This is a genomic window from Janibacter limosus, from assembly GCF_004295485.1.
Taxonomy (GTDB): domain Bacteria; phylum Actinomycetota; class Actinomycetes; order Actinomycetales; family Dermatophilaceae; genus Janibacter; species Janibacter limosus_A.
Genome location: NZ_CP036164.1, coordinates 1,977,465 through 1,999,200, shown reverse-complemented (window position 1 = coordinate 1,999,200; position 21,736 = coordinate 1,977,465). Strand labels below are relative to the sequence as shown.

Genomic DNA, 21,736 nt, shown 5'->3' with positions numbered 1-21,736 from the left:
CGGTGAGCCAGCTGCAGTGGTCACCGACCACGGAGGACGACCTCGACGCACTCGTCCGGCTCGGTGAGGCCTGCCTGGAGCGGGACGGCGGGTTGCCCGACCTGGCGGACCCGGAGCACATGCGCTCGGCCTTCGTCACCGATCTGGCGATCAGTGGCAGAGACGAGCTCGGCGACATCGTGGCGGCAGCCGCGGTCGGACGGGTTGGGGCCGGCGGGCTCACGGCGACCGGCCTGGTCGACCCGGCCGTCATGGGTCGCGGGATCGGGCGCGAGCTCGCCGACTGGATGGTCGCCAACAGCGTGGACCAGGTCCGCTTCGTCCTGGACTCGGTGAGTCCGGAGGCGGAGGAGCTCTTCGCCGAGCTCGGCCTGCACCGGGTCTTCGCGGAGACGGTGATGCGCCACTCGCTCAAGCACATCCCCTTCGTCCGCCGTCCCGAGGGGATCGTCACCCTGCCCTTCACCGACGACACGTCGGAGGCCTTCCAGCACGCCTACGCGGCGTCCTTCGGCGACCAGGCCGGCTACGACGCGGGCAGGTCGCGTGCCTGGGGCCGGTGGTTGCGCGAGCAGCGCGGCTTCCAGCCCGAGAACTCCCGGGTCGCGATGGACACCAGTGGTCACGTCGCCGGCTTCGTCACGGTCTCGGACGGGTGGATCGAGGAGGTCGGTGTCGTCCCGCAGTGGCGTGGTCGGGGCCTGGGCGCGCACCTCGTCGCCCGGACCCTCACCGCGGTCTCCCGCGACGAGGCCGAGGCCGCGTGGCTCGCCGTCGGCTGCGACAACCCGGCGCGGGCGCTCTACGAGCGCCTCGGTTTCCGCAGTCGTGGGACTCGAGGTCTGTTCGAGCAACGTGCGCCGGGCTACGAGGGCTGACTCCCGTGCTTGGTCGGCGCCGGCCGGGACGCCCTGGAGAAGAAATTATAGTATTTGCTATAGTGTCCTCATGGTCTCGGAACTGGCCAAGGTGGCTCGTCGCACTGATGAGGTCACGGCACGGGCTCGCGCCGATCTCGTTCGCGCGGTCCGATCGGCTGCCGCGCAAGGTATGACACAGGCCCAGATCGCCGAGCAGATCGGCCGCAGCCAACCTGAGGTATCGCGGCTGTTGCGGTTTCATGGCACGTCTCCGTTGGGACTCAAGCTGCGCCGGAACGCCGACCGCATCAGGCAGGTCGTGACCGAAGGCGGCGGAACCCAGATCCGGGTGTTCGGTTCGGTGGCGACGGGACAGGACCGGCCCGACTCCGACGTGGATCTTCTGTTCGTGATGCAGAGGCCACTCAGCCTGATGCAGTTGGGCCGTCTGGAGCAGCGGCTCGCGGATCTGCTGGGCGTGTCGGTCGACCTGGTTCCCGATTCAGCTCTTCGGCCCGACGTGCGTGAGCGGGTTCTGTCCGAGGCGGTGGCATTGTGAGTCGATCAACTCCGGAGCTGTTGGGTGAGGCACTCTTCCACCTGGAACTGGCTTGCGAGTACGCCGAGGGCGAGAATCTGGACCAACTCGTCATCGACGCCATTTGCATGAGGCTCTCCGCCGGGATCGAGGGATTGGAGCGGCTCGACCCAGACGTGCGGACCCGCTTGTTCGCAGACAGCTGGCAGTTCATGTGGGGGATGCGCAACCGGATCGCTCACGGCTACCTGCTGGTGGACTCCGACATCGTGCACCAGACGATCGAGATCGATCTGCCGGACATCGTTCGGATCATCAGGCACGAGCTTCCGGACGCCTGACGGCCACATCTGGCCGATAGCTCTGCAGGTCAATGGTGACTCGAGGCCAGCCCTGTGGGTCAGATCTGCTTCCTCGTGCCGCACGGGGCGCCCGCGGCTGCGACGATGTGGCAGTAGGCCCAGCCAGCGCACTTCGCCCAGGAGCAACGATGACCACGCCCACTGCCACCACCGCCGTCCCGGACGCCGTGATCGACGCCCTGCAGGGAGCCCGCCGGGTCCTCGTGCTCTCGGGCGCGGGGATGAGCGCTGAGTCCGGCGTGCCGACCTTCCGCGACGCCCAGACCGGGTTGTGGGAGGCCTTCGACCCCACCCAGCTGGCGACGCTCGAGGCCTTCCAGATGGACCCGCCCTTCGTCTGGGCCTGGTACGCGTGGCGGATGCAGCTCGTGGGCGCGGTCGACCCCAACGCCGGCCACGTCGCGCTCGCCGCGCTGGCCGGGCTGCGTGAGGTGACGATCTCGACGCAGAACGTCGACGACCTCCACGAGCGCGCCGGGTCGAGCGTCGCGGCGCACCTGCACGGCTCGCTCTTCGAGCCGCGGTGCAGCGAGTGCGACACCCCCTACGACGGTGAGGTGGAGCTGCCGCAGGAGCCGGTCGAGCGCCTCGACCCGCCCACCTGCCCGCAGTGCGAAGGGGACGTGCGCCCGGGTGTCGTGTGGTTCGGCGAGACCCTCCCCGAGCAGGCGGTCGAGGTCACCGAGGCGGCGGTCGAGGCCCTCGAGCCGGGCGACGTCGTCCTCGTCATCGGCACCTCAGGGCTGGTCTACCCGGCTGCGGGCTACCCGGCGATGGCCCGCGCCGAGGGTGCGACCGTCATCGAGATCAACCCCCACGAGAGCGAGATCTCCGACATGTGCCACCACGTGGTGCGCGGGCCGGCCGCCGAGGTGCTGGCCGCGATCGTCGGGGCCCTGCGCTGAGCCGATGGCTCCCGTCGTGCTCGACCTGCCCTTCCGGGGGAGCTGGCGCACGCAGATGAGCCCGGCGCGGCGGGTGCCGAGTCACGGCACGACGCTCTTCGGGACGAGCCACGCGATCGACTTCGTCAGGGTCGACGAGCGCGGACGCACGGCGCCGCGCGGCTGGCGCGCGGCGCTCGCGACCGAGCCGCCGGGGCACTTCGTCGGCTTCGCAGCGCCGGTCCTCGCACCGATCGAGGGCACGGTCGCGGCCGTGCACGACGGCGAGGACGACCACGAGGCGCGACGTGCCCCCTTCGCCCTCGCGGTCTACGCGCTCACCCAGGCGGGCCGGGTCCGGCAGGGGTACGCGGCGATCGCCGGCAACCACGTCGTCATCGACATCGGAGGCGCCGTCGTCCTGCTGGCCCACCTGCGCCGCGGGTCCGTGCGAGTGGGGGCGGGAGAGCGGGTCGTCGTGGGGCAGGTGCTCGGGGAGTGCGGCAACTCCGGCAACTCCACCGAGCCCCATGTGCACGTCCAGGTGAGCGACTCGGCCGACTGGGACCGAGCGCAGGGTGTGCCGCTGGCCTTCCGGCTCGACGACGGTGTGCGAGTGCCTGACGAGGGCGAGGTCGTCACCGCCCGGTAGCGCCCAGAGGGGAGCGCTGCGGGCTCACACCCGGTGGGCAACCGGCTGCGGCAGCGGCTCGGGCTCCGGCAGCGCGGCCGGGCGCTGGCGGGAGGCCCACAGCACCCCACCGACGACGAGCACCCCACCGGCGAGCTCGAGAGGCGCCGGGACCTCGCCCAGCGTCGCCCACGCCAGCGCGAGCCCGGTGACCGGGACGAGCATGGAGAAGGGCGCGACCGTCCCGGACGGGTGCCGCGACATCAGCCAGGTCCAGATCCCCGAGCCGATGACCGTGGCGATGATCGTCGTGTAGGCCAGACCCAGCCAGGCCGGGATCGCCGCGGCCGTCAGCGAGTCGGAGAAGGCGGCGCCGATGCGCTCGGGCCCTTCGACGGCGAGGGACAGCGCGAGCAGGGGGAGCGGCGGGACCACCGTCATCCACATCGTCAGGTGCAGCGGCTTGGGTGCCGCGGCCCGGCGGGCCGCGAGGTTGCCGAAGGCCCAGCCCAGACCGGCGAGCAACGTCAGGACGAAGGGGAGGAGCCCCGCCTCCGCCGACAGCCGCTGGGACCCGACGACCGCCATGCCCAGGGCGGCGACGCCCACACCGGTGGCGGCGCGGCCCGACAGGCGCTCGCCGAGCAGGACGGCCCCGAGGACGACGGTGAAGGGGGCGGAGCTCTGCAGCACGAGCGAGGCGAGGCCGGTCGGCATGCCGATGTCCATCGCGAGGTAGAGGAAGGCGAACTGCAGGATGCCGAAGCCGATGCCGTAGCCGACGAGCCAGCGCGTGGGGACCTGTGGGCGGGGGACGAGCAGCACCGTCGGGATGGCCAGCAGCAGGAAGCGCAGGGCCGAGCAGAGGAAGGGAGGGAAGATCGCGAGCGAGGCGTGGATGGCGATGAAGTTGGCGCCCCAGAGGACGGCGACGAGGACGGCGAGCAGGCGGTGGCGGATCGGCACCCCTCGATGGTGCGCCCAAAGACCGTGCAGGACAAGCGAATCATCCTGTGGTGACCCATTAGGGTTACTACATGGACATCCGCCACCTGGAGCTGTTGCGCGACCTGCGGGAGCGAGGCAGCCTCGCGGCGGTCGCCGCAGCGACCCACCGCACCCCGTCGGCACTCTCCCAGCAGCTGCGCACCGCCCAGCGCGCGGCGGGTGTGCCGCTCGTCGAGCCACACGGCCGGGGGCTGCGGCTGACCGAGGCGGGGGAGCTGCTCGCCGACGGCGCCGACGACGTGGCCGCAGCCCTCGCGCGGGTGGCCGCCCGGCTCGAGGAGCACCGGGGCGAGCCGGTCGGGACCGTGCGGATCGCCGGGCTGCCGAGCGGCCTGACCGCGCTGCTGCCCGGGGCCATGACCCTGCTCGCCGACGGCCACGTCTCCCTCGAGATCGACGACCTGGATCTCGCCGAGCACGACTACGCGAGCGCAGCGGCCGACGCGGACATCGTCATCGCCCACTCCCTGACGAGCGAGGTGCCCGCCGGCAGCGAGGGCCTGCGCAGCACCGTCCTCACCCGTGAGCCGCTCGACGTGGCCGTTCCTCCGGACCACCCGCTGGCGGGCCGGGCGGAGCTGCGGCCGCGGGATGTCGTCGACGAGGACTGGATCTGCGTCCCCGACCACTACCCCTTCGACACCGTGCTCCAGCGCATCGAGAGCGCCTGCGGGCGCGCGCTGCACCGGCGGCTGCGGATCCGCGACAACCACCTCGTCGCCGCGCTCGTCGCCTCGGGTGAGGGCATCGCGCTGCTGCCGCGGTGGACCACCCGCACGGCGGACGAGTTCGCGCTCGTCCCGCTCGTGGGTGTCCCGGCCTCCCGGTGGATCGTGGCGCTATCCCGGCCGGACCGTGCCGAGCGTGCAGCGGTCGCCCTCGTGACCCGGCAGCTGGCCGTAGCGGGGGCGGCGCTGATGGGGGAGCGGATACGCTGAGGTGGCACATCCCCCTTCGCCTCACCAGGAGTCCCTTCCGTGGTCACACGCATGTCGTCCTTCTTCCTTCGCACCCTTCGCGAGGACCCGGCGGACGCCGAGCTGCCCGGCCACAAGCTCCTCGTCCGGGCCGGTTACGTCCGGCGTGCGGCGCCGGGCGTCTACACGTGGCTGCCGCTGGGGCTGAAGGTCCTGCGCAAGGTCGAGGCGATCGTGCGCGAGGAGATGGAGGCCATCGGCGGCCAGGAGCTGTCCTTCCCGGCGCTGCTGCCCAAGGAGCCCTACGAGGCCACCAACCGCTGGACCGAGTACGGCGACAACCTCTTCCGCCTCACCGACCGCAAGGGCACGCAGATGCTGCTCGGCCCGACGCACGAGGAGATGTTCTGCCTCGCGGTCAAGGACATGTACACGTCCTACAAGGACCTGCCGCTGACCCTCTTCCAGATCCAGAACAAGTACCGCGACGAGGCCCGGCCGCGCGCCGGTGTCCTGCGCGGGCGCGAGTTCATCATGAAGGACAGCTACTCCTTCGACATCGACGAGGCCGGCCTGCAGAAGGCCTATGACGCGCACCGCGACGCCTACATCAAGATCTTCGACCGGCTCGGCTTCGAGTACGTCATCGTCCACGCCGACTCCGGCGCGATGGGCGGCAGCGCGAGCGAGGAGTTCCTCGCCGTCAGCCCCAACGGCGAGGACACCTTCGTGCGTGACGCCTCGGGCTATGCCGCCAATGTCGAGGCCGTCGTGGTGCCGCAGGCACCGCCCGTCGAGGTCACCGCGGGACCCGCGCACGTCGAGGACACCCCCGACACCCCGACCATCGACACGCTCGTGGCCGCGCTCAACGCCAACCACCCGCGCACCGACGGCCGTGCCTGGACCGCCGCGGACACGCTGAAGAATGTCATCGTCATGCTCGCCCACCCCGCCGACGAGGACCACGAGGAGCCGTGGCGCGAGCCGCTGGCCATCGGTGTCCCCGGCGACCGTGAGGTCGACCCCAAGCGACTCGAGGCGCAGGTCGCTCCGGCCGAGGTCGAGGGCTTCGAGGAGGCCGACTTCGCCAAGCACCCGACGCTCGCCAAGGGCTACATCGGCCCCGGTGTCCTCGGGTCGGAGCAGGCCAGCGGCATCCGGTACCTGCTCGACCCCTCCATCGCCGAGGGCAGCGCGTGGGTGACCGGTGCTGACGAGCACGGCCAGCACGTCATCGACCTGGTCCACGGTCGCGACTTCACCGCTGACGGCACCATCCAGGCCGCCGAGATCCGTGAGGGCGACCCGAGCCCGCAGGGCGAGGGCACGCTGACCTTGGCGCGCGGCGTCGAGATGGGTCACATCTTCCAGCTCGGCACCAAGTACGCCGAGGCGCTGGGGCTGAAGGTCCTGGACGAGAACGGCAAGCTCGTCACCGTGACCATGGGCTCGTACGGCGTCGGCGTGACGCGCGCAGTCGGGGTCATCGCCGAGGACAACCACGACGAGCAGGGCCTGATCTGGCCACGCGCGCTCGCCCCCTTCGACGTGCACGTGGTCGCCGCGGGCAAGAGCGAGGAGATCTTCGGAGCGGCCGAGGACCTGTCCGCCCAGCTCGAGGCGAAGGGCGTGAGCGTCCTCTACGACGACCGCGCGGGCAAGGTCAGCCCGGGCGTGAAGTTCAAGGACGCCGAGATCATCGGTGTCCCGACGATCCTCGTCGTCGGCAAGGGCCTGGCCGAGGGCGTCGTCGAGATCAAGGACCGTCGCACCGGCGAGCGCCGGGAGGTCCCCGTGGCCGAGGCCGTCGAGGCCCTGATCGGTGAGGTGCGGGGCCAGTCATGAGCGTCGACGAGATGCGTCACCCGCTGACCGTCCACGAGCGCCCGGCGGCCGGCCCGGTGCAGGCGGTGGTCTTCGACTGGGGCGGCACGCTCACGCCGTGGCACACCATCGACCTCGGGCAGCAGTGGCGCGTCTTCGCCCGCGAGGTCCACGGCATCCCGCTCGAGTCCGACGACGTGCCGCAGGAGGACCTCGACCGCGCGCAGGAGCTCGCTGACCGGATCCTCGCCGTGGAGGACCAGGCCTGGCGACGTGGTCGGGCGGACGACCGCTCGAGCGCGCACCTCGACGAGATCCTGCGCGAGGCGGGTCTGGACCCGCGCGAGGACCGTCACCACGTGGCCCTGGCGGCCTACCGCCGCTTCTGGGAGCCGCACACCCGCACCGACCCGCAGGTGCGCCCGCTGTGGGAGGGGCTGCGCGAGCGCGGTCTCAAGGTCGGCGTGCTGTCCAACACGATCTGGAGCGGGGACTACCACCGCGAGATCTTCGAGCGCGACGGCGTGCTCGACCTCATCGACGGGGACGCCTACTCATCGGAGATCGGCGTGGTCAAGCCGCACCGGGAGGCCTTCGAGGCGGTGGCCGCGCAGCTCGGTGTGCCGGTGACCAATGCCGTCTACGTCGGCGACCGGCTCTTCGAGGACGTGCTGGGCTCCCAGGAGGTCGGCATGCGCGCCATCTGGGTGCCGCACAGCGACATCCCGGCCGACCAGCAGGTCACCGTCGACGTGGAGCCCGACGGGGTGGCGACCCAGCTGCTCGACGTGCTCGACATCGTGGACGGCTGGCTCGAGGTCTGAGCGGACCTCAGGCGCGGTGCTCGTGGCGTCGGCGCCACCAGCCCACCGCATCCGTGCACCACAGGGCCCACACCACCAGGACGGGCTGGAAGAGCAGTCGCACCGCCCGGCTCGTGTCACTCGTCAGGCCGAAGGCGTCACGGTGCTCGGTGAGCTGGGCGATGTTGCCGGGGAAGACGGCGACGAAGAGGAGCGCGACCGCGCCCCCGACGATCGCCCGGTGCGGCTGACGCCACGCGAGCAGCAGCGCTGCCCCGCAGACGATCTCGACCACGCCGGAGGCGAGGACCACGAGGTCAACGTCGAGCGGCACCCACGGTGGGACCTGGGCCCTGAAGTCGGTCCGCGCGAAGGTCAGGTGGGCCGTGCCGGCGAGGACGAGGAAGGCGCCGAGGAGGACTTGGGCGGTGGCGCGCAGTGACGAGGACATGCCTCACGCTCCCATGGGGACGAGCAGGACCGTGACGACGACCCAGGTCGCGGCGGCGAGCACGACCACAAAGCTGACGACCCACAGCGCTGCCGGGACCCCGGTGGCCCGGGCGAGCACACCCGGGTCGCTGCCGATCTCGATGCGGGGGAGCATCGACCCGAGGTGCCGCCAGGCGCCGACGAGCAGCAGGACCCCGACCCCGACGAGCAGCCACGCCTGCAGGGTGTCCTCGCCCCACCACCACAGCGACGCAGCGCCGGCGACGGCCGCGAGCACGACGAGACCGGTGAGCGCCGATCGCACTCGCGTCAGGGCCGCGAGCAGGCCGACGACGAGCGCCGTCAACGCGGGTGCCGACCACCCGTGCGTGGCGAGCCAGATGAGCCCGGCCCCCACGATGCCCGGGGCGGGATAGCCCGCCCAGGTGGTGGCGATGACTCCGGCGCCGTGGGCGGGGCCGACGGTCACGGCATGGCCGGACATGTCCGAGCGCAGGACGAAGCCGGTGAACCGCCGGCCGCACAGCATCCCCACGAGGGCGTGCCCCAGCTCGTGGACGAGGGTCACGACCAGCCGCAGGACCCGCCAGGCCGGCCACCACGTCGCGGCGACACCGGCGAGCACGAGCACGGCGAGGAGCGTCCAACCGGCCAGGTCGGGTGTCGTGGTCGCAGGCGCGAGGCGGTCGATGATCTGGTCCACGCAGGTGACCGTAGGTGGTCAACCTGTCAGTCCGCCGGGGCGGGCGTGAGATTGTGGGCGGCATGACGCACGTGCTCCTCCTCGGCGGGACTGCCGAGGCCCGTGACCTCGCCGCCCACCTCGAGGCGAAGGGAGTGCCCTTCACCTCCTCGTTGGCCGGCCGGGTCGCACGTCCGCGGCTGCCGATGGGACCGGTGCGGATCGGCGGGTTCGGCGGGGTCGAGGGGTTGACCCAGTGGCTGCGCGAGCACGTCGTGAGTGCGGTCGTCGACGCCACCCACCCCTTCGCGGCGACGATGGGCAGCCATGCGGCACAAGCCTGCTCGTCACTCGGTGTGCCGCTGCTGCGGCTCGCGCGGCCCGGCTGGGCGACCCACCCCGATGCCGCGTCGTGGACGTGGGTGCCCGACCACGTGGCCGCGCGGGAGGCGGCGGACGAGGTGGGGGGAGTCCCCTTCGTCACGACCGGTCGACAGACCCTGCACCACCACGTCGACGCGTGGGCCGACCGACCGGTGGTCGTGCGGCTCGTGGAGCCGCCGGAGGCGCCGCTGCCGGCCGCGTGGACCGTCCTGCGGTCGCGGGGTCCCTTCGACGTCGCCGGCGAGGAGGCGCTGATGCGTGAGCACGGGGTGTCGGTGCTGCTCACCAAGGACTCGGGCGGTCGCTACACGCAGGCCAAGCTCGACGCCGCCCGCCACCTCGGTGTGCCGGTCGTCGTCGTCGCGCGGCCGGAGCGGGCGGCGGGGGTGGCGACGGCGGCGGACGCCGTGGCGGCAGCCACCTGGGTGACCTCGCTCGAGTCCCTCCGGTCGTGACTCACGGGGTGGATCACGAGGCACCGCGTGAGTCACGACCGGAGGCCCCGGCGCGACGCGTCACCATGGCGAGGCGCAGGCCGGTGGCCGCGACCAGCGTGATGATGCCGACCCGGCGAGCGAGCTCGACGGCTCGGGGCAGGTCGGTCGCGGTCGGAGCCGGCCCGACCCCCATGACGACGCGGTCCTCGGCGCCGCTGGCGTAGACCGTCCGGCCGCCTAGGCGGACCCCGAGCGCGGCGGCGAAGCCTGCCTCGACCGGACCGGCGTTGGGGCTGGGGTGCTCCCGACCGTCCCGCAGCGCAGTGCCCACGACCTCACGAGCGCGAAGGGGGCGTGCCGCGGCGGTCGCGAGCACGGTCACCCGCGCGGGCAGCCAACCGAGGACGTCGTCGAGCCGGGCCGCGGCCCAGCCGAACCGGGCATACCGGGGGGTGCGGTGCCCGTGCATGGCATCGAGGGTGTTGGCGCTCCGGTGGAGGAGCACGCCGAGCGGTCCGAGCAGAGCGCCCCACACGAGGGTCCCGATGACGGCGTCCGACGTGTTCTCTGCGACCGACTCGATCGCGGCGCGGGCCACCTCGTCCGGGCCCAGGTCGTCGGTCACCCGACCGACGAGGTTGCGCACCCGCCGCCGCGCGCCGGGCAGGTCGTCGGCCACGAGCAGGTGGTGGACGGCAGCGCCCTCACGACCCAGGCTCGTGCCCCCGAGGGAGGCCCAGGTGAGCGCCGCCATGGCGCCCGCGCGAGCGACCGGGGGCAGCCGGGTCGCGGCGGTCCCCAGCACGAGGACGGGCGTGAGCACGACCGCTTCGGTGAGGATCCCGGCGGTCCGCGAGTCGCGGTGCAGGCGCTGCTCGACCCAGCCGGCCCACGTGCCGAAGGCCGCTACCGGGTGACCACGCCGGGGATCCCCGAGGACCTCGTCGGCGAGCCAGCCCAGGGCCAGACCGACTGCGACGGGGTCGAGCGGGGTGTGCCGGGGGGAGCCGCTCACGCTCCGCCCTTGATGGTGAGCACCTGACCGGAGACGACCAGGTCCACCCGGTCGGCCGAGGCCGCGAGACGCTGGTTGAGCCAGCCGAGACGGTCGGCGAAGATCCGCCCGGACCGGTGCTCCGACACCAGGCCCCACCCGACCTCGTTGGTTACGGCGACGACGTGGTCGGTGGCGAGCCAGGCCGCCTCGAGGTCGGCGATGCGCTCGTCGAGGGTGGCACTCCAGTGGGTCTCAGGGGCCTCCCATGCGGCGATCTCGTCGAGCTGGGCGGTCAGCCAGGTGCCGAGGCAGTCGAGCAGGACCGGGCCCTGCGCGTCCCACAGGGCGCTCGCGGCGTCGGTGCTCTCGACCGTGCGCCACGACGCGGGGCGACGGGAGCGGTGCGCGTCGACCCGGGCGCGCCAGTCGGCGTCGTCGCCCTGCGGCCCCGTGGCCAGGTAGGTCACCGCGACGCCGGGATCCACGTGCGGCGGCAGGAGGAGGGCCTCCGCGTGGCGGGACTTGCCCGAGCGGACGCCGCCGGTGACCAGGTGCCGCATGGTCAGGCCACCGTGAGGGCGACGAGGACGATGAGCAGCGACATCTCGACTGCCGCTCCGAGGACGTCGCCGTTGACCCCGCCGAAGACGCGGGTGGCCCGCTCTCGCAGGACCATTGCAGCGACGTAGGTGATGGCGGTGGCGACGAAAACCATGCCCAGCGCGACGTCGGAGCCCAGGGCTGCGCGGGCCGCGAAGCCGACCAGCACCGCGAGGACGAGCATCGGCAGGAGCGCCACTGCGGGAGGGACCGTCCCGACGAAGGCCGCTCCCAGTCGTGACCCGGGGGCCGGTGTCGTCCCGCGCACGCAGAGAGGGGCACAGACCGCTCGCGAGATGACGACGGCACAGCCGACGACGAGGGCGCCCTGCCAGCCGGAGCCGAGCAGGTGGGCGATGGCCGCGACCTGCACGAGCAGGAGGAGCACCAGCGCCACCGCGCCCATCGGGCCGACGTCACCGCGACGCATGACCTCCCGCGCCCGCTCCTCGTCCCACCCGGCGCCGAGGCCGTCGACGGTGTCGGCCAGACCGTCGAGGTGCATGCCCCTCGAGCCGTACGCGAGGAGGGCGAGGGTCAGGCCGGCCGCGACGAGTGGTGGGGTCCCGAGCTCGACGCTCGCGGCGACGAGTCCCGCGAGTGCCGCGAGCGGCAGCACGGCGACGGGTGCCAGGAGCAGGGCCGTGCGCGCGGTGGCGGCGTCGAGCGCCACCGTCCCGCTGGGGATCCGGGTGAAGGTCCCCACGGCCAAGCGCAACCCGGCACCCGGACTGCTCATCCCGGCGCCCCGCCCAGCGCGTCGACGACCTCGCCGACGACGGTGATGGCAGGGGGAGCGAAGCCCCCTTCGTCCGCCGCGGAGGCGATCTCGGACAGGGCCGCGCGCATGGTGCGCTGCTGCGGGCTGGCGCCGTCGGCGATGCAGGCTGCGGGGGTGTCCGCGGGGAGACCGGCCGCGATGAGTGCCTCGGCGATCGACCCGAGGGTGGCGACGCCCATGAGGATGACGATGGTGAGGCGGGAGGTGGCCAGGGCGGCCCAGTCGACCTCGCTGCGCGGGTCCTCCGGAGCGACGTGCCCGGAGACGACGGCGACACCCTGGGAGAGGCCGCGGTGGGTCACGGGGATGCCGGCGAGGGCGGGGACGGAGAATGCGGAGGAGACACCCGGCACGATCTCGACGGGGATTCCGGCGGCCGTGCAGTGCTGCCACTCCTCGCCGCCACGGCCGAAGAGGTAGCCGTCGCCGCCCTTGAGCCGCACGACGACCTTGCCGGCGCGGGCGTGCTCGACGAGCAGCTCGTTGATCCGCTCCTGCGGGGTGAACTCGCCGCGGGGGATCTTGCCGACGTGGATGACCTCGGCCTGCGGGGCGTGCTCGGCGATCGCGGCGATCGGTGCGAGCCGGTCGGTGATGACGACGTCGGCGGCGATGAGCGCGTCGCGGCCGGCCACGGTGAGCAGCCCGGGGTCGCCGGGACCCCCGCCGACGAGCAGGACGCGCCCGGTGGGCGTGGTGATGGCGTCGGTCATGCGGTCCTCCGGTGGAGCAGGTGGGCCAGCTCTCGCAGCAGCCCGTCGATGGTGTGGGGGTCACGGACGGCGATCCGCACCCACGTGGGGTCGAGCCCGGGGAAAGTATCTCCCCTGCGCACGGCCCAGCCAGCCTCGCGCAGGGCAGTGTGCACACCGTCACCCACCTGCGCCAGGACGAAGGGAGCGTCGCTGCCCCCTGTCGGGATGGCCAGGAGGTGCAGTCCGGCGACGAGGTGGGTCCGCCACGAGGCGAGCTCCTCGGCGGCTCGCTCGGCCTCTGCCAGGGCGTGCGGGGTGGCGGTCTCGATCATGACGCGCAGCGCGAGCGAGCCGACCGACCAGTGGGGTTGGTGGGCCGCGAGAGCGGCGACCAGGTCGGGGTCGCCGGCGAGGTAGCCGGCGCGGATGCCGGCCACGGCCCAGGTCTTGGTGAGGGAGCGCACGACGAGCAGGCCGTCGAGGTCGCCGGTCAGGAGCGACTCGCGCTCGCCGGGGACGGCGTCGATGAAGGCCTCGTCCACGAGCACGACCCGCCCCGGTCGCACGAGCGAGCGGATGGCGTCGGCCGGGTGGAGCACGCCCGTCGGGTTGGTCGGGTTGCCGATGACGACGAGGTCGGCGTCGCCGATCTGCTCGAGCGCGCCAGCGGTGAGGGCGAAGCCGTCCTCGGGTCGCAGCAGTACCCGGCGCACCTCGTGACCGGCGGCTCGCAGTGCGGCCTCCGGCTCGGTGAACTGCGGGTGCACGACGACGGCGTCGCGTGGTGCCAGCGCCCGGGCGAGCAGCGTGAAGGCCTCGGCCCCACCGCTCGTCGGCAGCACCTGCGCCCGCGCCAGCCCGTGCCGAGCGGCCAGGGCATCCCGAGCCGTCGTCGGGTCGGGATATGCAGCCACAGAGGACAGCTCGTCGACGAGGGCAGCAGCCAACCACGCGGGCGGTTGCGTCAGCCGCACGTTGACCGCCAGGTCGACGAGGTCGGCAGCGACCTCAAGATCCCCATGGTGACGAAGGGGGTCGACCACGTCCGCCGAGGACGCGGATCGGGTGCGGGTGGCCCGACTCAAGGGCTGAGCCGGTTGCGAACGATCACGCGAGGACTCCGACATCCCGGGGCGCACGTGCGAAGCCCCTAGGGCCACCCCTCCCGGTCCGCGGCCGTCCCAGCCACGCGGGTGATCCGGCGACCCGGGGTGCACGTGCGAAGCCGCGGCGTCGACGAAGGAGGCAGCGACCGACGGGGACCCGGCCCAGTGGGTGTGCAGGTAGGACGCGACGAGCGTCGCCCGGCCGGTGCCGGCGGGGTCGAGGGCGAAGCCCTCCTCGCGGCCGTCGAGCGACCACGCGGCGGGCGTGCCGGCGGAGGGCTCGGTGGCCGTGCGGTGGAACTCGTGGCCCGTGACCCGGGTGCCGGCAGGGCCGAGGACCGAGTCCACGAGTGAGGTCGCCTCGCGGTAGCCGAGGGTCAGTCGCCGACCCATCGCGGTGTGCGCGGGCAGGGCGCCGACCATGGGGTGGTCGTCGAGGGTCTCGGCGAGGTAGAGCATCCCTGCGCACTCGGCGATGGTGGGCATGCCGGCCTCGATGGCGGCCTTGATCTGGTGCACGAGTGGGCGGTTGGTCGCCAGCGTCCGCGCGTGGACCTCGGGGAAGCCACCTCCGAGGTAGAGGCCCCGGGTGCCGTCGGGCAGGGCGACGTCACGGGCCGGGTCGAGCTCGACGACCCGTGCGCCGGCCGCCTCGAGCAGCTCGACGGTCTCGGGGTAGCGGAAGGTGAAGGCGCGTCCGCCGGCGACCGCGATGACGGGGGAGTCCCTTCGAGACGCTTGCTGCGCAAGCTCCGGGTCCTGAGGAGGCGCGCCAGCGCCGTCTCGAAGGGCAGGGAGCGTGAGGGCGGCGGTCGGGTCCCACGGCTCGGCGTCGAGCGTGGGGGCCGACGCCGCGGCGGCGAGCAGTCCGTCGAGGTCGAGGTGCTCCTCGGCGACGGCGGCGATGTGGTCCAGGGTCGCGGCGGCCTCGGCGCGCTCGGCGGCGGGCACGAGCCCGAGGTGGCGCGAGGGCACGTGCATGGCGGCGTCGCGCGGCAGGACACCCCAGACGGGGACGCCGACGGACTCGACCGCGCGGCGGGCCTCGTCGCCGTGGCGCGGGGTGCCGGCCTTGTTGAGCACCACCCCGACGACGGAGAGAGCGGGGTCGATGGTCGCCAGGCCGTGGACGGTCGCGGCCACCGTCCGCGAGGTCGAGCTGACGTCGACGACGAGCACGACGGGGGTGCGGGTCAGGGCGGCGACGTGCGCGCTCGAGGCGAAGCCGTCGGTCCCGAGGCGCCCGTCCATCAGGCCCATGACGCCCTCGAGGACCGCGATGTCGGCCACCGTCGGGTGGGTCGCGCCGCGCACGAGGAGGGGGGCGACCCTCCCTTCGCCCACGAGCCACGGGTCCAGGGTGCGGCTGGGTCGTCCGGTCGCCAGGGCGTGGTAGCCCGGGTCGATGTAGTCGGGGCCGACCTTGGCCGGGGCGACGGTGAGCCCGCGGCGGGAGAGGGCCGCCATGATCCCGACGGCGATCGTGGTCTTGCCGTGGCCCGAGGCGGGGGCCGCGACGAGCACCCGGGGGAGGGTCACCATTCGATGCCCTTCTGGCCCTTCTGCCCCTGGTCGAAGGGATGCTTGATCTTCGTCATCTCGGTTGCCACGTCGGCGATCTCGAGCAGCCGCGGGTGCGGGTCACGGCCGGTGATGATGACGTGCTGGTAGCCGGGGCGGTTGGTGAGCGTGTCGATGACGTCGTCGAGCTCGACCCAGCCCCACTTCATGACATAGGTGAACTCGTCGAGGACGTAGACGGTGTGGGTCTCCTCGGCGAGGCGACGCTTGATCTCCGCCCAGCCCTCGCGGGCGTCGGCGGCGTGGTCCTCCTCGCTGCCGACCTTGCGTGACCACGACCAGCCGGAGCCCATCTTGTGCCACTCGACCGGGCCCCCTTCGCCGGTCTCCTCGTGGACACGGCCGAGGGTCTTGTAGACCTCCTCCTCGCCGATGCGCCACTTGGCGGACTTGACGAACTGGAAGACGCCGATCGCCCAGCCCTGGTTCCAGCCGCGCAGGGCCAGACCGAAGGCGGCCGTCGACTTGCCCTTGCCGGTGCCGCCGTGGACGACCACGAGCGGGCGGTTGCGGCGCTGCCGCGTGGTGAGTCCGTCCTGGGGGGTGACGGGGGTCTGTCCCTGTGCCATCAGGCAGCGCTCCTTCGTGGGCCGGTGCGGTCGGTGACGATCTCGACGAGGCCGCTCGCGGCGACCTGCTCGAGGGCGATGTGCTCGGCGCCCATCCGGTGGGCGAGGTCCGCGGCCAGCCCCATGCGGAAGCGGCCGGACTCGCAGTCGACGACGACGGTGTCCGCGGTGTGCCCCCACGCGTCTGCGATGTGCTGGGCGCGCGCGAGGGCATCGGGTCCTGCGGTGGCCCGGCCATCGGTGACGATGATGACGAGCGCGCGCTGGTTGCGGTCGCGGATGCGCTCTCTCGCAACGACTCTGGCGACCTGCGTGAGGCCTTCCGCGAGCGGCGTCCGTCCGCCGTGGGGCAGCTCGGCCAGGCGCGCCGCGGCCGCGTCCACCGACGAGGTGGGCGGCAGGGCGACCTCGGCGCCGCTCCCGCGGAAGGTCACCAGCCCCACCCGGTCGCGGCGCTGGTAGGCGTCCAGGAGCAACGACAGGACGGCGGTCTTGACCTCGCCCATCCGCTTGCGGGCGGCCATCGAGCCGGAGGCGTCGACGGCGAGCAGCACGAGGTTGGCCTCGCGGCCGCGGGTGACGGCATGGCGCAGGTCGTCGCCGGTCACGCGGGCCGGCCCGGTGCGGGCCGCTCGACGAGCCGCAGAGGCGCGAAGGGTGGCGGTCAGGTGGACCGGAGCACCTGCCGGTTCGTTGCCGGCGGGGTGGACACCGACGACGCGACCGCGCGGGGTGAGAGCGGGGGAGCGGCGCCCGGTCGGTCCGGAGCCGACGCCGGAGAGCTCGAGGCGACGGGCGCGGTAGGGGGTGCTGGCGATGGCCGTGGCAGCGGGGGCAGACGCCCCTGAAGGGCTGGTGTCGGGCACTTCCGCCCGCTCCGGTTCTGCTCCTCGTGATGGGTCATCGGGGGCTGTGGTGGGCGACTCGCCGCGGTCGTCCGCTGACCCATCCGGTGGAGCAGGACGGGAGTCGCCGGACCGACCCTCCTCCTGCGCGCCGTCACCCGGTCCGGACTCGTCAGGGGAGGCGCCATCGACATCGCCGTCGCTGTCATCCCCACCAGTCGGTGGCACCGGCGGCTCCGGCTCGGGCTCCTCGTCGAGCAACCGGTCGAGCAGGTCCTCGTCGAGACCGGGAGCGTCGAAGGGGGCCCGCCGCCGACGGTGGGGGAGCGACAGGAGCGCGGCGGCCCGGATGTCCTCACGGGTCACGTGCTCGCGTCCGGCCCAGGCGGCGTGGGCCGCGGCCGTGCGCGCGGTGACGATGTCGGCGCGCATGCCGTCGACGTCGAAGCCGGCGCACACCCGGGCGATGGTCCGCAGGGTCACGTCCTCGAGCCGGATGCGCGCCACGCTCTCGCGGGCCGCGGCGAGCCGCTCGGTGAGCTGGGCCTCGGACGCGGCATAGCCGGCGGCGAAGCCGGCCGGGTCGAGGTCGGCCGCGAGCCGGCGCCGCACGACCTCGGCCCGCACGTGCGGGTCACGGCTCGCGGCGACGTGGACGGTCAGGCCGAATCGGTCGAGCAGCTGGGGCCGCAGCTCGCCCTCCTCGGGGTTCATCGTGCCGACGAGGGTGATCCTGGCGGGGTGCGAGATCGAGACGCCGTCGCGCTCGACGGTGTTGCGTCCCATGGCGGCCGCGTCGAGGAGCACGTCGACGAGGTGGTCGTGCAGCAGGTTGACCTCGTCGACGTAGAGGATGCCGCGATGGGCGTCCGCGAGCAGGCCCGGCTGGTAGGCCGCCTCGCCCTCGCCGAGAGCACGGCGCAGGTCGAGCGAGCCGACGACGCGGTCCTCGGTGGCACCGACGGGCAGCTCGACCAGACGAGCGGGGCGGGTGGTCGCCGGCCCCGTGTGCGGGCCGTCGGGGCAGTCATCGGCACGCTCGGGGTCGCAGCCGAATCGGCAGGAGAGCGCGACCTGCTGCTCGGGCAGCACCGCGGCGAGGGCGCGGACCGCGGTCGACTTCGCGGTGCCCTTCTCGCCGCGGACGAGGACGCCGCCGATCTCGGGGGAGATCGCGCTGAGCAGCAGTGCGGTGATCAGCTCGTCGGAGCCGACGAGGGCGGTGAAGGGGAAGACCGGAGCAGTCACGCCAAACCTCCTGGCGAGTGTCCACGCTCGCCGTCAAGACACGCCGGGCGGGCTCGCTCCGACGAACGCAGACCGATGTTCTGGCTGGGCCCACAGGGCCTTCACAGTGGCGGGACCGCTCCGGACTTGCACCGGATTCCTCGGTTGGCTGCGCCGAGCGCCAGCATGCCACAGCCGACGGGGGCCTATGGTTGGCGTCCGTGATCGACGTGGTGGGTATCGCAGACGATGGTTGGGCCGGCCTGGACGACGGGCGGCGCGGCCTCGTCGAGCGTGCCGCCACCGTCATCGGCGGGCAACGTCACCTCGATCTCGTGGCCGACCACGTCGCTGCCGGGGCCGAGATGGTGCGCTGGCCCAGCCCCCTTCGCGCTGCCCTGCCCGCCTTGCTCGACCGGGTCGGGGACGCGGTGGTGATCGCCAGCGGCGACCCGCTGCGCTCCGGTATCGGGACCACGCTCGTGGAGCTCCTCGGGGCCGACCGGGTACGGATCCACCCGGCCGTCGGCAGCGACGTCCTCGCTCGGGCCCGGCAGGGTTGGTCCGCCGAGGAGACCGTCGTGGTGACCGCTGTCGGTCGTGACCTGCGCGCGGTCCTGCCCCACCTCACGCCGGGCGCCCGCCTCGTCGTGCTCTGCTCCGACGGCGATGGGCCCGCACGACTGGCGACTCTGCTGTCCGAACGCGGTTGGGGGACAAGCCTGCTCACTGCACGCTGGCACCTGGGCGGATCGGACGAAGGCGCGCTGGCCCACCCCGCGCACGAGTTCACCGCGACCACCGCGGACCTCGTCGTCGTCTGCGTCGAGGCCAGGGCCGACGATCCGGTCCGCTCGTCGCGGACCGCCGGGACGGCTCCAGGGCGGCCCGAGAGCTTCATCGACCACGACGGGCAGCTGACCAAGCGCGACGTGCGGGCCTCGGCACTGGCGCGGCTGCGTCCCACACCCGGCGCCCACCTGTGGGACCTCGGGGCCGGCAACGGCTCGGTGGCCCTCGAGTGGTGCCTCGCCGCGGACCGGGCCACGGCCACCTGCGTCGAGCGCGACCCCGAGCGTGCCGCACGCATCACCGCCAACGCTGCGGCCCTCGGACTGGCCGGACGCGTCGAGGTCGTCGTCGGCGACACCACGACGACCGACCTCGCCGGGCTCCCCGACGCCGAGGCGGTCTTCGTCGGCGGGGGACTCGACGTCGACCTGCTCGAGCGGACGTGGACCTCCCTTCGCCCCGGCGGCCGCCTCGTCGCCCATGCCGTCACCCTCGAAGGGGAGTCGGCCCTCATCGCCACCCACAACCGAGCCGGGGGTGAGCTCACCCGGCTGTCCGTCGAGCACGCCGTCACGCTCGGACGCTTCCTGTCCTGGACGCCGGCGCGTGCCGTCGTCCAGCTCGCCACGACGAAGGGCACCTCATGACCGTCCACTTCATCGGCGCCGGTCCCGGCGCCGCCGACCTGCTGACCGTCCGGGCCACGCGCCTGCTGGCGGCGAGCCAGGTGTGTCTCTATGCCGGGACCTACCTCGACGCGGCCGTCCTCGAGCACTGCCCGCAGGGTGCCCGGCTCGTCGACACCCAGGTCCTGGACCTCGATGGCATCACCGCCGAGATCGTCGCCGCCCACGAGCGCGGCGAGGACGTCGCCCGCCTCTGCTCGGGGGACCCCTCGGTCTACTCCGCGATCGCCGAGCAGACCCGCCGGCTGGACGCGGCCGGGATCCCGTGGGACATCACGCCCGGCATCGCGGCCTACGCCGCGACCGCAGCCCGGCTGGGCCGCGAGCTGACCGTGCCCGAGGTGGCCCAGTCGGTCGTGCTGACCCGTGCCCAGCGCGATTCCACCGCTCTGCCGTCGGGGGAGTCCCTCGAGGCCTTCGCCGCGACCGGAGCGACCCTCGTGCTCCACCTGGCGATCCGCCGTGCCCGCGAGCTCGCCGAGCGGCTCGCCCAGCACTACGGCGCCGACTGCCCGGTCGCCGTGGCCTACCGCGTCGAGCAGCCGCAGGAGCTGATCCTGCGCGGGACGCTCGCCGACATCGCCGACCAGGTCGAGGCCCACGACCTGCGTCAGGCCGCGATCATCGTCGTCGGGTGGGCGCTGCGGGCCGAGGGCTTCGTCGAGTCGCACCTGTACTCGTGCCGGCGGCTGGCCGAGCGCGACGACCGTGCGGCCGCAGACGTCCCCGGTGGCCAGCGCTAGCTGGCCGCAGCTCAGCGGATCCAGCCCCACCGGACGATCCGCAGGCGGGCGGTGCCGCCGGCGGCGACGGTCGCCGTGACCTCCACGCGGTCGGCCTCGGGCACCTGAGCCCGTCGGGGGCCCGAGAAGGGTGGCCGATGGGCACCGGGCCGCAGCGAGGCGGTGTGCGCGACGGCGACCCGAGCCCGGTCCTGGTCGCTCGGCCGCCACCGCCACTCGCCGGCGGGACTCGCGTCGGGGCGACGGAAGGTCACCGTCACCTGCCGCACGTGCGTGACGTCCTCGACCTCGAAGGAGAGCCGCGCCCCCTCGACCGGGCCGGCGCCGGCCAGCGAGATGCCCACGCCACCGGTGACCTCGTCGCCGACGGCTCCGGCCTCGACCGCGACCCGGACCGTCTGGTCCGCGTCGTCGGGCGGCGTGACCCGGACCCCGGCGGTGGGTGGGGCGTCGCCCACGGCGCTCACCTCGAGGGTCCGCGTGGCGACGTTGTCGAAGCGGGTCGGCTGGGTCGGCACCGGGGTCAGGTCGGCCGGCAGCGCTACCTCGGGGTGGTCGGCGGCGCGGACCCGCAGCTGCGTCAGGCGCTCGTCCTGCCGCTGCGTGGGCACACCGGCGGGGCCGGCGAGGACGAGGACCCACTGGCCCACGAGGGGCTCGACGTGGTGGGCCGTCAGCCCGGCCCTCTCGAGCATGGACTGCAGCCGCTCCGCGGTGAAGATCGACAGGTGGCCCCAGACCTTTTCGAGCTTGCCCAGCAGCGGGACCGTGAAGAGCAGCTCGCCCCCCTCGGGCAACGCCCCGCCGATGGCCTCCAGGGCGGCCTCGGGGTCGGGCACGTGCTCGATGACCTCCGAGCAGACGACGAGGTCGGCGTCAACGAGATCACGGGGGGTGAGGGTGTAGAGGTCCTGCTGCCGGATGTGCCCGAGGCGGTCGCCGTGGCCGAGGGACTCGAGCACCGCCCGGGCGCTGCGCGCGTAGTCGGCGACGATGTCCATCGCGCTGTAGTGGCCAGCGCCGGCGGCGAGCAGCTGGCCGCCCACGAACCCCCGCCCGCACCCGATCTCGACGATGGCGTCGCCGTCGAGGACGTAGTCGGCGAGCCTCTCGAGGCGAGCCCGGTTGTTGGGGCTCTCCGGGACGGCCCGGTCGGCGGGGTCGATGACCTCGCTGCGCAGGGGCTGGTAGTCCCGCCTGCCGCGCTCGAGCTCGCTGCGGACGCGTCCGTCGAGGGCCTTGGGCGTGGCCTCGGCGAGTCGCACGAGGTCCCAGCCGCGGTCGGTGTCATGCATGGATGCAGTCACACCTGCCAACGTAGCGGGGTG

22 protein-coding genes and 1 riboswitch are annotated in these 21,736 nt (G+C 73.3%); of the genes, 11 read left to right on the top strand and 11 right to left on the bottom strand.

Annotated elements, in window-relative coordinates:
- Nucleotides 1-2: 2 nt before the first annotated feature.
- From EXU32_RS09530 to EXU32_RS09510, 5 genes are all read left to right on the top strand, one after another.
- On the top strand, nucleotides 3-878 hold the full coding sequence (locus EXU32_RS09530) for a GNAT family N-acetyltransferase (RefSeq protein WP_130629692.1): 876 nt from the start codon (nucleotides 3-5) through the stop codon (nucleotides 876-878).
- Nucleotides 879-948: 70 nt separating this feature from the next.
- A complete protein-coding gene (locus EXU32_RS09525; RefSeq protein ID WP_130629691.1) occupies nucleotides 949-1,419 on the top strand; it encodes a nucleotidyltransferase domain-containing protein in 471 nt (156 codons plus the stop codon).
- Nucleotides 1,420-1,439: 20 nt separating this feature from the next.
- Nucleotides 1,440-1,739, top strand: coding sequence for a HepT-like ribonuclease domain-containing protein (locus EXU32_RS09520; RefSeq protein WP_130629690.1), 300 nt, complete (start codon nucleotides 1,440-1,442; stop codon nucleotides 1,737-1,739).
- 149 nt (nucleotides 1,740-1,888) lie between these two features.
- Nucleotides 1,889-2,665 (top strand): SIR2 family NAD-dependent protein deacylase, encoded by a 777-nt coding sequence (locus tag EXU32_RS09515; RefSeq protein WP_130629689.1) that lies wholly within the window; start codon nucleotides 1,889-1,891, stop codon nucleotides 2,663-2,665.
- Nucleotides 2,666-2,669: 4 nt separating this feature from the next.
- Nucleotides 2,670-3,296: a M23 family metallopeptidase gene (locus tag EXU32_RS09510; protein WP_130629688.1), complete on the top strand. Its 627-nt coding sequence runs from the start codon at nucleotides 2,670-2,672 to the stop codon at nucleotides 3,294-3,296.
- A 24-nt stretch (nucleotides 3,297-3,320) separates the two neighbouring features.
- On the opposite strand, the gene EXU32_RS09505 is transcribed toward EXU32_RS09510, so the two are convergent.
- Nucleotides 3,321-4,241: an EamA family transporter gene (locus tag EXU32_RS09505; protein ID WP_130629687.1), complete on the bottom strand. Its 921-nt coding sequence runs from the start codon at nucleotides 4,239-4,241 to the stop codon at nucleotides 3,321-3,323.
- A 71-nt stretch (nucleotides 4,242-4,312) separates the two neighbouring features.
- Here EXU32_RS09505 and EXU32_RS09500 point away from each other — a divergent pair, with 71 nt between their 5' ends.
- From EXU32_RS09500 to EXU32_RS09490, 3 genes are read left to right on the top strand one after another with little or no spacing between them, the layout of a single operon-like run.
- Complete coding sequence (locus EXU32_RS09500; RefSeq protein WP_130629686.1) at nucleotides 4,313-5,221, top strand: LysR family transcriptional regulator; 909 nt, start codon at nucleotides 4,313-4,315, stop codon at nucleotides 5,219-5,221.
- A 51-nt stretch (nucleotides 5,222-5,272) separates the two neighbouring features.
- Nucleotides 5,273-7,048: a proline--tRNA ligase gene (locus EXU32_RS09495; RefSeq protein WP_130629685.1), complete on the top strand. Its 1,776-nt coding sequence runs from the start codon at nucleotides 5,273-5,275 to the stop codon at nucleotides 7,046-7,048.
- On the top strand, nucleotides 7,045-7,851 hold the full coding sequence (locus EXU32_RS09490; protein ID WP_130629684.1) for an HAD family hydrolase: 807 nt from the start codon (nucleotides 7,045-7,047) through the stop codon (nucleotides 7,849-7,851). Before EXU32_RS09495 ends, EXU32_RS09490 begins: the two co-directional genes overlap by 4 nt.
- Nucleotides 7,852-7,858: 7 nt before the next feature.
- On the opposite strand, the gene EXU32_RS17155 is transcribed toward EXU32_RS09490, so the two are convergent.
- Entirely contained in the window at nucleotides 7,859-8,281 is a 423-nt protein-coding gene (locus EXU32_RS17155) for a DoxX family protein (RefSeq protein WP_165399636.1), read from the bottom strand.
- Between the two features lie 3 nt (nucleotides 8,282-8,284).
- Complete coding sequence (locus tag EXU32_RS17150) at nucleotides 8,285-8,986, bottom strand: M50 family metallopeptidase (RefSeq protein ID WP_165399635.1); 702 nt, start codon at nucleotides 8,984-8,986, stop codon at nucleotides 8,285-8,287.
- A gap of 62 nt (nucleotides 8,987-9,048) precedes the next feature.
- Here EXU32_RS17150 and EXU32_RS09480 point away from each other — a divergent pair, with 62 nt between their 5' ends.
- Nucleotides 9,049-9,804: a cobalt-precorrin-6A reductase gene (locus EXU32_RS09480; protein WP_130629683.1), complete on the top strand. Its 756-nt coding sequence runs from the start codon at nucleotides 9,049-9,051 to the stop codon at nucleotides 9,802-9,804.
- Between the two features lie 13 nt (nucleotides 9,805-9,817).
- Here the strand turns inward: EXU32_RS09480 and cbiB are convergent, their stop codons facing one another.
- The 7 genes from cbiB to EXU32_RS09445 form a co-directional block, all read right to left on the bottom strand.
- On the bottom strand, nucleotides 9,818-10,801 hold the full coding sequence (gene cbiB / locus EXU32_RS09475; RefSeq protein WP_165399634.1) for an adenosylcobinamide-phosphate synthase CbiB: 984 nt from the start codon (nucleotides 10,799-10,801) through the stop codon (nucleotides 9,818-9,820).
- Entirely contained in the window at nucleotides 10,798-11,343 is a 546-nt protein-coding gene (locus tag EXU32_RS09470) for a bifunctional adenosylcobinamide kinase/adenosylcobinamide-phosphate guanylyltransferase (protein WP_130629682.1), read from the bottom strand. Before EXU32_RS09470 ends, cbiB begins: the two co-directional genes overlap by 4 nt.
- A gap of 2 nt (nucleotides 11,344-11,345) precedes the next feature.
- Entirely contained in the window at nucleotides 11,346-12,122 is a 777-nt protein-coding gene (locus EXU32_RS09465) for an adenosylcobinamide-GDP ribazoletransferase (protein WP_130629681.1), read from the bottom strand.
- Complete coding sequence (gene cobA / locus EXU32_RS09460) at nucleotides 12,119-12,877, bottom strand: uroporphyrinogen-III C-methyltransferase (protein WP_130629680.1); 759 nt, start codon at nucleotides 12,875-12,877, stop codon at nucleotides 12,119-12,121. Before cobA ends, EXU32_RS09465 begins: the two co-directional genes overlap by 4 nt.
- Nucleotides 12,874-15,507, bottom strand: a complete 2,634-nt coding sequence (locus EXU32_RS09455) for a cobyrinate a,c-diamide synthase (RefSeq protein WP_207233770.1) — start codon at nucleotides 15,505-15,507, stop codon at nucleotides 12,874-12,876. The genes cobA and EXU32_RS09455 overlap by 4 nt, the downstream gene beginning before the upstream one ends.
- Nucleotides 15,501-16,115, bottom strand: coding sequence for a cob(I)yrinic acid a,c-diamide adenosyltransferase (gene cobO / locus EXU32_RS09450; RefSeq protein WP_130629679.1), 615 nt, complete (start codon nucleotides 16,113-16,115; stop codon nucleotides 15,501-15,503). The genes EXU32_RS09455 and cobO overlap by 7 nt, the downstream gene beginning before the upstream one ends.
- Nucleotides 16,115-18,208, bottom strand: coding sequence for a VWA domain-containing protein (locus EXU32_RS09445; protein ID WP_130629678.1), 2,094 nt, complete (start codon nucleotides 18,206-18,208; stop codon nucleotides 16,115-16,117). The genes cobO and EXU32_RS09445 overlap by 1 nt, the downstream gene beginning before the upstream one ends.
- A riboswitch (cobalamin riboswitch) is annotated at nucleotides 18,204-18,388 on the bottom strand. It overlaps the preceding gene by 5 nt.
- 20 nt (nucleotides 18,389-18,408) lie before the next feature.
- Here EXU32_RS09445 and cbiE point away from each other — a divergent pair.
- The gene (gene cbiE / locus EXU32_RS09440; protein ID WP_207233769.1) at nucleotides 18,409-19,626 is read left to right on the top strand and encodes a precorrin-6y C5,15-methyltransferase (decarboxylating) subunit CbiE; all 1,218 of its coding nucleotides are present in this window, start codon (nucleotides 18,409-18,411) and stop codon (nucleotides 19,624-19,626) included.
- Nucleotides 19,623-20,408, top strand: a complete 786-nt coding sequence (gene cobM, locus EXU32_RS09435) for a precorrin-4 C(11)-methyltransferase (RefSeq protein WP_130629676.1) — start codon at nucleotides 19,623-19,625, stop codon at nucleotides 20,406-20,408. The genes cbiE and cobM overlap by 4 nt, the downstream gene beginning before the upstream one ends.
- Nucleotides 20,409-20,419: 11 nt before the next feature.
- On the opposite strand, the gene EXU32_RS09430 is transcribed toward cobM, so the two are convergent.
- Nucleotides 20,420-21,715 carry a class I SAM-dependent methyltransferase gene (locus tag EXU32_RS09430; RefSeq protein ID WP_165399633.1) on the bottom strand — a complete coding sequence of 432 codons (1,296 nt, stop codon included), beginning with the start codon at nucleotides 21,713-21,715 and terminating at the stop codon, nucleotides 20,420-20,422.
- Nucleotides 21,716-21,736: the final 21 nt, after the last annotated feature.